At 39.7% G+C, this 15420-nt stretch carries 2 protein-coding genes and 2 pseudogenes; all 4 read left to right on the plus strand.

Annotated elements, in window-relative coordinates; translation table 11 throughout:
- Positions 1-446: 446 nt before the first annotated feature.
- On the plus strand, positions 447-14702 hold the full coding sequence (locus tag XEN7305_RS16470) for a LamG-like jellyroll fold domain-containing protein (RefSeq protein ID WP_006510604.1): 14256 nt from the start codon (positions 447-449) through the stop codon (positions 14700-14702).
- Positions 14677-14736, plus strand: a pseudogene (locus XEN7305_RS30375) (hypothetical protein); the annotation flags it as partial. The gene XEN7305_RS16470 and the pseudogene XEN7305_RS30375, both read left to right, overlap by 26 nt.
- 4 nt (positions 14737-14740) lie before the next feature.
- Positions 14741-14884, plus strand: coding sequence for a hypothetical protein (locus XEN7305_RS29815; RefSeq protein ID WP_006510605.1), 144 nt, complete (start codon positions 14741-14743; stop codon positions 14882-14884).
- 191 nt (positions 14885-15075) lie between these two features.
- Positions 15076-15222, plus strand: a pseudogene (locus XEN7305_RS30380) (Zeta toxin family protein); the annotation flags it as partial.
- Positions 15223-15420 lie beyond the last annotated feature (198 nt).

Consider the following 15420-nt stretch of genomic DNA (forward strand, 5'->3'; position numbering starts at 1 on the left):
AAATTATTGAGACTTCTCTGTCATCTTGGTGTCATATTTCTATGAAATAATTAATTGGTATCTTAATGACTATAATTATTGCTATTACCAAATAATTTTTCTACAATAGCCAAATGGGTAAATCAGTACTTATTTATGCCGAAATAACGTAATTTTTCGCAATTAACTTAAGTGCAACTATAAAATTTAAGAACTATTGCTTGCGATCTCTGTATATCTACTTTATAAAAAAATCTGTGAAAATCAGTATTTATATCATTATTATTTTTTTTAGCTTAAACTTATAATTAGAGAGACAAAAAAAGATTAACCACACCAAACCAACAGAAAATCACTAATTATTAGCTTGATAATTGATGAGATATCGACTAATAACAGAATTTTTTGTTTTTCTCCTATATTTTATATAGGTTATTTTTTGTTAGTTATTTCTATTAATTATTGCTATGAACAATACTCCGGTTGTCCGCATTTCCGACTTTACGCCTATCATTCGCGAAAATCAACCTGTTTCTGAACCTAAAGTAAATTATTTAACCCTTGATGGTGTAGACGATCGCGTAGTGATTCCCGATTCTGATGCGATCGATTTTGCTGCCGACCAAGACTTTACTGTGGAGTCTTGGATTAAAGCCGATCCCAATCAAGGGAATAGTAGCATCATGGAAAAATGGAGTTCTGGTGGAGTAGGTTATCCTTTCATAATTCGCTACAACAGTACAGGTACAATTACCTTAGCTCGCTACGATGGTTCTTCTAATCCGACTATTATTTCAACTGCGACTATTAATGATGGAGAATTCCACCATGTTGCTTTTGTTAAGGAGGGCAATGATCTCAAGCTTTATATTGACGGACAATTAGACGGAACGACGGTAGATACAACCACGGGGGATACCACTAATACCTCATCACTTTTCCTTGGTAGTGTAAATAATAGCTTCCATTTCAAAGGAGAATTAGATGATCTTCGTATTTGGAATGTTGCTCGTACTGAAGCTGAAATTCAACAAAATCAAGATCAAATTTTAAATGGTAATGAATCTGGTTTAGTTGGTTATTGGAATTTTAATGAAAGTAATGTCAGTGGAAATATTGCTAGTGATTTAACTGGGAATGGCAATAATGGCGATTTGCAAAATGGTGCGAAGTTAGAGTTAGATCCATCATTTATTGGTTATGTTGATATTGCTTTAGATGCTCCTGTAGAAAATGCTCCTGGTGTGGTGGTCAACTACATCATCGAAGGAGATTCCACAGCGATTCAGGGAGTGGATTTTTATGGTGCGCAGGTAGATGTTAGTACTACGGATAATTTATCTGCGACTAATTCGATATTTATTCCCAAAGGAGAAGATACTGCCAGAATCTACTTTACTGCTTTACCTGATGCTGTGGTGGAAGGGGAAGAGCAAATTAAGTTTACTCTGTTACCAGATTTTAATAATGCTGCTTCTTTCAATGGGACAGGGGATTATGTAGAAATCAATATTGATGAACCAGAAACAGAAATTACCCATGAATTATGGTTTAAAACCACAGATGCTAATACAGGAATCTTTTCTATCATAAGTGGTACTGTAGCTGCTTCCACCGGCTCAGATCGTCATCTCTATCTCAATAATGGGAATCTTTATGCCCGTGTTTGGAACAATGAAGTCATTAATAGTAGTGGTTTAAATTTAGCTGATGGAGAATGGCATCATGTTGCTCATGTCATTGGTAGTTCTGTTGGTGGACAACAGCTTTATATCGATGGGGAATTGGTAGATAGTGGAACTAAAACAGCATCAGCCTTTGATTGGCAAACTAAAGCAATAATAGGCTATTCGATTGATGCAACTAATGATTATTTTAATGGTGAAATTGACGAGGTTCGCATTTGGAATCAAGCTCGTACTCAAGATGAAATTCGGAATAACCGCTATAGCCAGTTAACTGGTAATGAACCTAATTTGTTCGGATATTGGAACTTTAATCAAGATCAGGTTAGTGGTAGCACAATTAACGATCTCAGTAGCAATAACAATAATGGGACGTTAGTTGCTAGCAATAAGGTATTATCTCTTGATGGTACAGGAGATTATGTAGAAGTAAATATTGATGAGCCAGAAACGGAAATTACCCATGAATTATGGTTTAAAACTACCGATGCCAATACAGGAATATTTTCAATAGTTGCTGGTGGTGGTTCAGATCGTCATCTCTATCTCAGTAATGGGAATATTTATGCTCGTGTTTACCGTAATGAAGTTATTAATAGTGGTAGTTTAAATTTAGCTGATGGAGAATGGCATCATCTAGCTCATGTAATTGGTAGTTCTGTTGGCGGACAAAAATTATATATTGATGGAGAATTGGTAGCTAGTGGGAATAAAACATTATCAGATTTTACTTTGCAAACTCAAGCATTAATTGGTAAGTCTGTTGATGCAGTCAACGATGATTTTAATGGTGAAATTGACGAAGTTCGCATCTGGAATCAAGCTCGGACCCAAGAACAAATTAAGCAGAGCAAAGATATCACTCTGACTGGGAATGAAGCAGGCTTAATTGGATACTGGAATTTTAATAGTAGTAATGCTAATGACAGTGCCGGAAATCATAACGGTGTCTTAAAAGGTAATGCAACGACTATTAGTGGGGGACGGGATAAGTTTGTTCCCAGCATTTCTCAAGATCCTTTTGCTGTTAACGGTAATTATTATAGACTTGCTCACAATCGTCAGGCGATCGCACTTGATGGGGTTGATGATTATGTTAATGCAGGAACAGATAATAGTTTAAAACTAACTAATGCCTTCACCATTGAAACCTGGGTAAAACCAGAAAGTAATGGTCATCAAATTATTCTCAACAAAGAAGGAGAATATGAATTTGCCATTGATGCCAATGGTAATGTTCAATACGCGATCGCGAATACTAGTCCTGGTTGGGTTTGGGTTGATACAGGTTATCAGGTAACTTTCAACGAATGGACCCATTTAGCTTTCACCTATGATGCTAGCAACCTCAACACCTATGCCAATGGTCAATTAGTAAGCACTCAAGCCGCAACAGGAAATATTGGGGATGTCGATACAGGAAATAATGAATTAAGAATCGGAGATCGCCCAGCCGTTGCCGATCCTAATTTTAAAGGTGAGATTGACGAGGTTCGGGTTTGGAATCTGGTTCGTAGCCAAGAACAAATACAAGATAATTTTGACAAAGAATTAACAGGAAATGAACCTGGGTTAGTTGGTTACTGGAATTTTAACCCCGAAAGCGTTAACAATAATGTAGTCACTGACCTGAGTAGCAATAGCAATAATGGCACGGTAGTCACCAATGGAACCCCCGCCAATCCATTTGTAGCCTCTACCCCGTTTACTTTTCCTTCCATTACGCTCTCCATTAAAGACAGCCCATCATACCAAGCAGGAATAGCCTATGCCGACAGCTTTGGGGATGAAATAAACGCTAGTAATCAGTTATATCCTGATAGTCAAGGTAACAGCAGCTTTAAAGTCAAACTCACTAGCCAACCCACAGCAAATGTCACTCTTGCTCTGATTACAGCATCGGGAAGCTTAGATCAAACCAGCCTCACCTTTAACGCTAATAACTGGGATAGCTATCAAACCGTCAACGTTTCAGGATTGGGTAGTATCGCCAGTTCCTTTAACATCAGTTCTACAGCTACTAGTGGCGATAGTAACTATAACAACCTCAGTTCAACTTTAGGAGTCTTAACCGCAGCTCCCAGCAACACAACTAAAATCAATGTCACCGAAGGTGGAACAGTTCAGAGCGATCCCGTAATTACCGCCAATATTGTTGCTCAAGATGCCCAGGAAGGACAAATCCAACCAGGGACGTTTACAGTTTCTCTCAGTGCGATCGCGCCTCAAGGTGGTTTAACCATTCCCTATACCGTTTCGGGTACGGCACAAGAAGGAACAGACTACACCATTGAAAAAAGAAAAATTCTGGTTCTCGATGGAGTAGATGATCGCGTAGTAATTCCCGATTCTGATGCGATCGACTTTGCTGTAGACCAAAACTTTACTGTGGAGTCTTGGATTAAAGCCGATCCCAATCAAGCGGGTACCAGCATCATGGAAAAATGGGGTTCTGGTGGAGTAGGTTATCCTTTCATAATCCGCTACAACGGTAACGGTACAATTTATGCTGCTCGCTACGATGGTTCTTCTAATCCGACTATTGGTTCAACTGCGACGATCAATGATGGACAATTTCACCATGTAGCTTTTGTGAAGGATGGAAACAATCTTAAACTTTATGTTGATGGACAATTACAAGGAACAGCTCCAGACACGACCACAGGCGATACAACTAATACCTCATCACTTTTCCTTGGTAGTCGCAATACTAGCTACTATTTCAAAGGAGGGGTAGATGATCTTCGTATTTGGAATGTTGCTCGTACTCAAGCGGACATTCAGCAAAATCTCAACAAATCTCTTAATGGTACAGAAGCAGGATTAGTTGGCTACTGGAATTTTGAGAATGATACAGGTACAACTGCGACAGATTTAACCAGTAGTGGCAACAATGGTGCTTTAGAAAATGGTGCTTCCTTCTCTTTAGAAAATGGTCCTTCTTTCTCACCATCTATTACTATTCCCGAAGGTCAAAAATCAGCAACTATTAGCATTAATGCTATTAATAACGATATTGAGCAAGGAAATAAAAATGTTACTGTCAGTTTAAGTGGGATAACTGACGATCAAGGAAATAATCTCTCAGCAAGCTTAAATATTGTTGATGATGAAAAAGCTGGTATTGAATTTGCTCAATTAAATACTGTTGGTACTCTCGATATTCCTGCAATTGAGTTAAACGTTACTACAGCCTACGATTCTGCAACAGGTGATATCGGTTTACAAATTAGTGGAGGTGCCGATTCTTATACTTTTGCAACTGCTACCAAGTTCACTTTCAGCAACGGGACAGAAGTTACTATTCCAGCAAATACAACAATTAATTCAACTGCAACCACCGTTAATGTGGGAACAGGATTGGGAACAATTGCGGCCAACGAAGACAGTATTTCCGAAATCAAACTGGTTGATGTCAATTTACTTTCCTTTACGAAAACGGGAACTAACGCAACAGCAAATATTCAAGCAAAATTAACTCAAGCACCAACAACGGGAGAAACCGTTACCCTAACTCTCACCGATGACAATGGTAATGACACAGTCAGCTTTACCTTTGATGAAAATAATTGGAATGCTTATCAAAAAACAGATATTAGCAATTTCCTAGACCTAATAGCTAATAATTCAACTTTTAGCTTAAATGCTCAAACCACTTCAACAACCACTAATAGCAACTACAATAGCCAAAATCTTACTTTACCGCTAACCACCTCAATTTCTGCAACACCCATCAGCATTAACAACACCTCGGAGGAAACTAAGCTAATTACTTCTGAAGGAGACAAAATTGAGTTTAGTGTTACTACTGCATATGATTCGGTGAACAACCAAGTAGAACTGAATTTGATCAACCGTTCTACGGATTACACCCTCAAAGCTAATGATGTAATTACCTTTGCCAATGGTACAGAAGCACAAGTTACTAGCGATACTACTCTTACCCCAGATACAGCTCAAAACGTTCCTGTCACTCTCACCACTGGTACTGCCATTCCCGCAAATGAAGCTGGGGCAATTTCCCTTGATAATCCCAGTCAAACTAGCTTTGCCGTTAAGCTTTCGAGCAAACCTAGCAGTGATGTCACACTCAATCTAAACCTCACGGATGCTACTGAGGGAGAATTTGTCAGTAATAACGGACAAGCCTCTACCCTTACCTTTACTCCGGCTAATTGGAATCAATACCAAGAAATCAGCGTTCAAGGTAAAGACGATGTGGTAGTTGATGGCAATATTACTTATAAAGTAAAAGTTAAAGGAGCAAACAGCAACGGGGATAGTAAATATCAGGGTGCTTTAGGAGAATTAGAGATTGTCAATGAAGATAACGATATTCTTCGCGAGGATATCGATCCTAATGTTTCACCTAGTGTAGCTACGACTTCCTATCTTGCTAGTCTTAGCGTTAACAGCACCGAAGTAAATGAAGATGGAGCAGTAACGGCAACAGTTAATCTCAACCAAGCTGCTCCTGCTGGTGGATTACATGTCCGTTATCAAATAGCTGATATTACCACTACACCTTGGCAAGATGTCAAAACTCCTTTAGTACCTGGAATCGAAAACCCCCTAAGCGCAGCACGGAAACTTACCGTATTCGAGATTTCTGCGCTAGATCCTTTGCCTAATAATACCGCTATAACTTATATCTGGGCTCCTGGCTCTATTCCCAATCTTGTCGATATCAACAATGATGGTAAATTAGAAGCTTTCATTGGAGAATCCACTTACAATACTTCACCAAACAATTGGTCTACTGGCATAGATTATTACGAACAAGTATCAGGAGTTTTTGAAAAACAATCGACTAATAATAATCCCTTTAACCAATTCAACATAACGGCTAACAATCAAGCCATTCAATCATCAGCATTAGCACCTGTTTTTGGGGATGTTGATGGAGATGGAGATATTGATGCTGTTGTCGGAGATTTATTCGGAAAGATTCACTATTTAAAAAATATAGGTGATGCAAGTAATCCCAACTTTCAAGAACAAACTGGGAATGCCAATCCTTTAGCCGCAGTTAATAATCCTTTCCATTTAGTTCCAACTCTTGTTGATATAGATAATGATGGAGATTTAGATTTCTTTGGTTCATCTAGCGGTCTAGCAAATGCAGTCTTTACTCCTGGTGGGTTTCCAGTTTTGGGAACATCAAATATTATCTATTTTGAAAATACAGGAACTACTACTAATCCTCTATTTGTAGGGCGTACTGGAAACGATAATCCCTTTAACAATCTTACTATTCCCGATGGAGCAGCCTTAGTCTTTGGTGACATGGATGAAGATGGGGATTTAGATGGTTTAAGCGGTATTTCAAATAGCATCAGTAGTTCAGATGGAACTATTGCTTATTATCGCAACATCGGTAATGCTCAAAATCCAGTTTTTGAATTTGCTCCCGAATATAATCCTTTAGCTGGGGTTGATGTAGGAAATCTCAGTCGTTTGGGATTAGCTGATATTGACAAAGACTCCGATCTTGATGTCTTCATTGGTAATTATGATGGTGAAATAAAATTCTACGAAAACAATTCATCTGTCGCAGAAGTCTATATCCCAGAAGGGCAAACCTCGGCAAATATTACAGTTGATTTAAATGACGATGACATCAACGAAAATTCGGAGAAATTTGCTTTACAACTGGTAGATAGAATTGATGGGGCTGTCACTTTAAAGGTTAGTGCAGCTTATCAATTAATATCAGGAGGAGGAAAAAGTTTTAATGCTGTTGGTTTACAAGTAAATTCCAGTGACGATTTAGATACCTACACTCTCCCCAAAGGAACAATACTCACTTTTGGGAATGGAGCAAAAGTGACTGTTGATGACAATACTTCTGTTAATAAGACAGGTTCAGTATTAGTTCCCGTTACTCTTACTAGTGGTACGGAAATATTAGTTGATGAAACGACCACAATTAATAAAAGTGATTATCACACGATTATTGATCTAGAAGCGACTAGTGCTTTTGATAGTGCAACAGATACCGATCTACAACTACAAATCAATACTACTGGTTTAACTTCCTACACTCTCAAGCAGGGAACACAACTCGATTTCATTGACAGTAATGGGGATATTTTATCGGTAACAGTTGATGCCAATACCAACATAGGTAATAGCTCCTCAACTGCCGTTCCTGTAACCTTTGTCGCTCAAAGTAGTTTAACTACTCTTGCTGCTAATACTATAGGTTCAGTTCAAGAATCGCTTGCGACTATTACGATTCTCGATAACGATACTAGTGGCGTCAGAATAACTACCGATGCAGCAGGAAATAATCAGATTACTGGTACCTACACGACTACTGAAACAGGAAATAGTCCCAAGACTTTTTATGCTCGCTTAGAAACTGAACCTCAAGAACCCGTATTTGTTTATCTGGGGAGCAACAATATTCAAGAAGGAACGCTTTCTGCCCAAAACGTCAGTAATCAAGAGTTAGTCAAATTAACCTTTGATCGCACGAACTGGCAAACACCCCAAGCCTTTACGGTAACAGGAGTAAACGATGATCTTGATGATGGCAATATCAGTTACAAGCTAATTACCACCGTTGAAAGTGAAGATTTCCATTACCGAGAAGATGCCGTTAAACTCGATGTCACTCAAGATTATGCCAATGGTGCGGTTAATTTACAAGTCGACGAGCTAAATATTGAGAAAACTCAATTACCCCAGGGAACTAAATTAAGCTTTAACAACGGGACTATTGCTACTGTTCAAAGTAAAAGTTTTGTTCTTGATGGAGTAAATGATTATGTCGAAATCAATATTGATGAACCAGAAACGGAAATTACCCATGAATTATGGTTTAAAACCACCGATGCTAATACAGGAATTTTCTCTATCATAAGTGGTACTGTAACTGCTTCTACTGGTTCAGATCGTCATCTCTATCTCAATAATGGGAATATTTATGCCCGTGTTCATGCAGGGGAAGTTATTAATAGCAATGGCTTAAATTTAGCCGATGGACAATGGCATCATCTCGCTCATGTAATTGGTAGTTCTGTTGGTGGACAAAAGCTTTATATTGATGGTCAATTAGTAGATAGTGGCACGAAAACAGCATCAGACTTTAATTGGCAAACCAAAGCATTAATAGGCTATTCCATTGATGCAACTAATGATTATTTTAATGGTGAAATTCAGGATGTTCGCATCTGGAATCAAGCCCGTACTCAACAACAAATCCAACAAAATCAAAATACTACTTTTACTGGCAATGAAGTTGGTTTAATTGCTTACTATAATGATGCAACAGGAATAGATCGCGCTGGTAACGATAATAACGGGACGAAGATTGGTTTTTCTGATGTTGATATCAACTTATCCAATACCCAAAGCACTAATGTTGATATTTTAATAGACCCCAATGCCTTAGGAAACGGAGCTACGACTAGCACTGGTAATTTATTAGTAACTCAAGCTTATAACCCCACAAAAAATACAGTTGAGCTAAGAAATACCACAGCTAATCCCCTCACCCTGAATGCAGGAGATACTATTACCTTTACCAACGGTGCGGTTCTCACTGTCAATGCTACAACTATTTTAAGTGAAAATAGTCGCAGTGCGATTAATGCCACACTTACGACCTCTGCCAACACCATCACTAGTGGTGCGACGACTATCTTCACAGAAGACATTTCCCCCGATATCAATCTATCTAACACCGATGATGATACCGCAGGAGTGATTGTCGATAACTTTGAAAACATTGCGGCGACAGAAGGAGTTGCCAACAATTTCTATAAAGTCAAACTTCCGACTCAACCTATCGATACAGTGGAAGTTACCATGACTCCTAGTGATAACGAAATTAGCCTAGAAGATCAGTTTCCTGGCGAACCTTTAACCATAACTTTCAACGAAACGAACTGGGATACTCCCCAAACTATTGGAGTTACCGCCGTTGATGATTTTGAGATCGAATTCGACCATACTAGCTTAATTAACTTTGATAGCTCTACAAGTACCGATCCTGTCTATCAAAACTTAGATCTGACTAATACCCAAGTTAAGGTCAATATTACCGATAACGATCTGCCCACCGCTAGTGTTAAAGCAGTCGCCGGCGCAATTGAAGCGAATGCTCCTGGTTACTTTGTCATTACTCTAGATAAAGCCCTACCCACAGATTTTGATGCTACGGGTTTAGAACTTACCTATACGGTTGCTGGTAGCGCAGATACCGATGGCGTTAACCCCACAGATGATCTCCAACCGATTACGGGTGTCGCTCGCATCGCTCCAGGAGAAACACGCACTCCTTTAATTGCTTTTCCGATTGATGATTTTAAAGTTGAAGGTGTTCCCCTAGATGTTACAACTGCCTATAACAATGGCACCATTCAAGTTGAAATAGCCGACAATGCCGATGTTAATCTGGCGAGCTTGAATGCAGGAACAGAATTAACCTTCAGTAATGGCGCGATCGCGACTGTCGATACCACTGTGGACAATTTAAGTAAAACCAGTGCTAAAACAGTTAATATCACTTTTTCTGACGACAGTTCAGTAACTACTATTCCCACTAATGCAAGCGATCCTACTAAGACCCGCATTCCCGCAGAAACTGTAACTGTCACCCTCAATGCTGGCAATGGTTATAACCTAAGCAGTGACCAAAACAGCGATACCCTAGAAATCATCGATAATGATGTACCAGGAATTCGCATTGTCGAAACAAGTGATCGCACTACAGTAACCGAAAGACAATCGGGAGAATATTTTATCTCTCTACTCAGTGAACCCACAGATCCTGTTACCGTTAACATCAATCCCCAACAAACCAGTCGCCAACTCATTGTCACCACTGCTTATGGCAATAACTCTGTGGAGTTAAAAGTCAATGATACTAATGTTGATTCTCTGGTCTTAAAGCAAGGAACCGTATTAGATTTCGGGAATAATGTTACGGCGAATGTGAGTCAGGATACCTTAATCAACTCCGAAGCTGGTACTGATGTGGCTGTTAACTTGACTTCAGGAGCTGCGATCGCAACCAATGCAACTACTGACTATTCCTATGATGAACTCTCCACCACTCAATCTCTAACTTTCAACTCCAATAACTGGTACAAATTGCAAGCCGTCACAGTAACTGGAATTGATGACAATGTAGTGGAAAAGCATAAAACTCATACCAGCACTATTACCTACGACATTACTAGCAGCGATCCTGTCTACGACGGATTAAAAACTCCAGCTCAACCTATCGATATCATAGATCGCTCCTTCGATCGCGATAATACAGTACAAAGCTTAACCCAAGGCTTCTTGGCATTCCAAGACAGTTTAGATCTAGCCACTCTCCCCATTATTGGTAGTCTGAATGGCATCACACCGACCTTTGTCACCAATATTCTCGATGACACGATTACGGAAATACGCTCTTTAGAAAATGTCACGGGAGAGGGCATCGCGACTGCTTTGCAAAATGCCCTCACAAATCAAATTGGTGCGCAGAATAGCGAGCAATTCAGTGTTGACATCACTGATCTTTCATCAAATAATCTTGCCTTCGCGATTAATGCCAATGACAGTTTTACAACTCAAATTGGTTTAGGGACTGATCTCGGTTTAGCGGCCTTAGGTTTAAGCCTACAAACCCAAGGGAATCTCGATGCGACTTTCGACTATAACTTAGACTTTGCCTTTGGTCTAGATGATACCAATGGTTTCTATCTCAACACCGATAACACCAACTTTAATGTTATTGCTGGTTTAAACCTGAGCAATGACTTTAGTGCTACGGGCAGTTTAGGTTTCCTCGAAGCAAACTTTACCAATGGTCTTGATCCGACTAATGGAGATAATGATGGTACAGGAGTTAATGCCACCTTTGACATCAGTATTTCAGATCCTAGCCCCACAGGAGACAACAAACTTAACTTAGGCGAACTCGATAATCTGAGAAAAAATAAACAATTAGCTGATGCGCTCAACTACGATTTTAGTGGAAGTGCAGCTCTTGATTTTGATGTCGTAACTTCTGTTGGCGGCAATAATAACTTCCCCTCCTTTAGTTTCAATCTCTATAGCGACCTGCCCCTATTTAACTATAGTGATGATACTGAAGTTCCCGAAAATCCTGTAACCCTAACGGTCAATGCGAACAAAACTGTTACAGAAAATGTTGCAACGAACTTAAATCTTAAGGCGACGGGACAAGATATCACTCTCAAAAAAGGAACTCCTTTGACCTTTGGTTCAACTAAAGTGATTGTCCAAAACCAAGTATCGCTAAGCGATGGAACGAATACCAATGTATCGGTTAAGCTCAAAGGTACAGATAACAAGAATCATCAAGAAACTGCCAATATTAGTCAAAATTCCACATTAGATCTGGCCGTAAGCAGTTTAGATATTGAGTTTAATGGGATTAACCTCGATTTTGGCACCTTTGTCACAGGGATTGTCAGTCCTGTAGTAGAACTTCTCGACGATATCATTACGCCCATCGAACCGGTCATTACTGCGCTTAATAGTCCCATTGGCTTCTTAAAAGATGTTGGTTTATCGGGAGGATTTGACAGTAATGGAGATGGACAAGCGACCATCCTGGAAGTGGCAGAAAAAGTTATCACGAATATTAGTCCTGGTTCAAAAAATAAAATTGATTACGTTAAATTTTTTGACGCGATCGTTGGTTTAGTAGACTTAGTTGCTGCCGTCGAGGATATTAAAACTAGTCTCGATAGTGGAGATAATCTTACTGTTGATTTTGGCGATTATACCCTTAGTAGTTTCCAAGCTGCCAGTCAAACCACTAGTGCTGCCGAGATCGATCCCCAGACTCAAGGGACCAATAGCCTGAAGTCCAATACTAAAAACCAAGCTAAAAACAAAGGAGGAAATAATAGCTTTGGTCAGAAAGTCGATAAACTCTTTGCTAGTTTAGATAAACTCGGTATTAGTCTGCCTATTCTCGAAGATCCCCTAACCGCAGTTAATCTCTTTCTCGGTCGAGATATTGAGTTACTTACTTATGACGTCCCAGAGCTGGATATTCAATTTGATATCAACAAATCATTCCCAATTTTTGGCCCCCTATTTGGAGTCATCGAAGGTGGTTTCTCTGTCTTCTCCGATCTCGTTTTTGGCTTCGATACCGTTGGTTTATCAGCTTGGAAAGATACTAACTTTGATGGAGCCTCTTCCCATCTGATATTCGATGGCTTATATCTCAATGATATCGACCCGAATACTGGTGTTGATGTGGACGAATTGTCAGCAGATGCTACTTTGGGTATTGGCGGTAAGCTTAATGCAGTCATTGCCTCAGCATCAGCTATTGGTGGGATTACTGGTCAAGTAGGTTTAGACGTCATTGATATTGGCGAATATACTGGCACGAGCGATGGTAAGATTCGTGGCTCGGAAGTTATCTCCCGCATTAATAATCCTCTCAGTCTCTTTGAATTGGCTGGCTCGATTGAGGCTTTCTTTAAGGCGATCGTCAAAGTAGGAGTCGATCTCGGTTTTGTCGAAATTACCAAAACTGTTTTTGAGAAAGAATTGGCTCGAATACCTTTGTTTGAATTTAGCCTCGGTGGTAGTGCTAGTGGTACCGCAGCTAGTGGTTATATTGATGGGGCAACTGTTTTCCTCGATGCCAACTTTAACCAAAAATTAGATCCAGATGAACCATCTACGCTAACTAATGAAAGGGGGCAGTATAATCTTGAATTTGATATGAGATCCTTTGACATTAATGGTAATGGCACCATTGATCTTGAAGAAGCCCAAATTGTTGCGATCGGCGGCATCGATGTTACCACTGGTTTACCCCTAGAAACTCCCCTAATTGCTAGTAGCACAGATGGTAGTATTATTTCTCCCCTGACAACTATCAAAACTGAATTAGAACGTTTAGGACTTGATGCTATTCAAGCTGAAGAACTTCTTCAACAAGCTTTGGGTATAGAAGTAGATATTGACGAGTTCGATCCCTATGAAGCTGAGGGCGCAGAATATATCGAAGCTGCTCATACTGCTTTGGCTCATATCCTAGTTCATGGTTTATTGGTTAATGGTTCGGCATTCCTCGACGGTGTAGGTTTTACTGGAAATGCTAATGCCATTGTCACCGAGTCAATTATTGAGTTGTTGCAGTCTTCTGAAGAGGTGGAATTCGAGGATGCTGATGGCATAGAACAATTGTTCCATTTGGTATTAGAAAAAGCCCAAATCGATACTGTTGATGCCGCAACAGTGGAATCTGTAGCGAAATTAATTGGTGCGGCTAATGATTTCATGAGTGATTTACTCGAATCAGAAGCAGAGGAGCATGATGAAGAAGATCACCCTGCATTAAATGATGTGTTCCCCAACATCACCCCTGTGAAACAGCTAGTTTTGGGAGAAATCCCGGAACTCGTTAGTCAATTGAGTGCTGGAGACATCATTTTAGACCAAGCCTTAGAATCTCTCGATGAAGAACTCAAGACTATCGGTTTTCAGTTGGTAATGGAAGAGGAGGAAGAGGATGGCAAAATCGAAATGGAATATGAGATTGGGTTCTTTAATCCTGACTCTGTCTTAGAAGAGTCATTGTTTAGTGATGCTGGGATTGAGATTATTCGAGGTAGTGCCAATGGTGAATATCTTTCTGGTAGTGATGCAGATGATCAGATTCTTGGTGCTGCTGGCAGTGAAATTATTAATGGCGGCACGGGAAATGATACTATCTTGGGTGGTGATGGAAACGATATCATCAATGGTTCATCAGGAGATGATTTAATTGCTGGTGGTCTGGGTAGCGATATTATCTCGGGTGGCGATGGTGCAGATACCTTTGTGATTCAACCTAATGCGGATATCGATCTGATTCGAGATTTTGTCAATGATGCTGACCGTCTTGGTTTAGCTGATGACTTAAGTTTTGAACAGTTAAATATCATTGCTGATGGAGATTCTACTTTGATTCAAGATCTCAGTGGCAATACTCTTGCTGTATTGGCCAGAGTCGAATCTGGTTTGATTAACTCCCATGATTTTACTTCGATTGACCAATAGATTTTTGGGCCTGGGAGTTATTGTTATTGGTTTAAGCTATGACATTTTCTCGGCCTCCTGGGATAAAAGATCGCGTAGGCGGTATTGTCGGAGCAGCAGAATTTAAGACTAATTTTGCTCGGACAATTGGCAATACTTCTCGCTTAGGGAAACGTGAATTCGATGAGTACAAAATTTACTAGTTCTGAATAGGGACTTAGGGATTTGGGGATTTGGGGATCTAGGAAAAAGCCTATTGTTTCGTTGTTCAACTTGGGAAATTTAATCAAAAGGAAAATTCGTTGAACTGACGTTAGGGAAATAGGGATGTAGGGAATTGGGGAAATCTAGCTATTATGATTCCCCAAACCCCTAAAACCCCAAATCCTATTGAGTTAATTTAATCTATGTCTGGTTAAATAGTGTGGAACTAGCTATTACTAGAGTAGCTTTAAGAGTCGCAAGCGGAGGGCATAATATTCCCGAAGATGTTATCCGTCGTCGATATGATCGGGGGAGAAAAAACTTTCTACAACTTTACGGCCAATATCTCAAAAGTGTTGATTGGAAAACTAGAAAAATTAAATTTATCGAAGCTGCCCCAACTTCAGTTACAGAAGAAATCTGTGCCAAATTAGAGCCTCTGATTTTGTAAGTTTCAAGATGAAAGCGCGATCGCTTGTGAACTGATTCCACAACCTAATAGATGTGAGCGCAAACAAGCTATCTATCAACAAAG

Origin of the sequence: Xenococcus sp. PCC 7305 (assembly GCF_000332055.1) — a bacterium.
In the GTDB taxonomy this organism is placed as follows: Bacteria; Cyanobacteriota; Cyanobacteriia; order Cyanobacteriales; family Xenococcaceae; genus Xenococcus.

Coding starts and splice junctions, on each gene's coding strand:
- XEN7305_RS16470 (WP_006510604.1), top strand. CDS start 447: ATGAACAATACTCCGGTTGTCCGCATTTCCGACTTTACGCCTATCATT.
- XEN7305_RS29815 (WP_006510605.1), top strand. CDS start 14,741: ATGACATTTTCTCGGCCTCCTGGGATAAAAGATCGCGTAGGCGGTATT.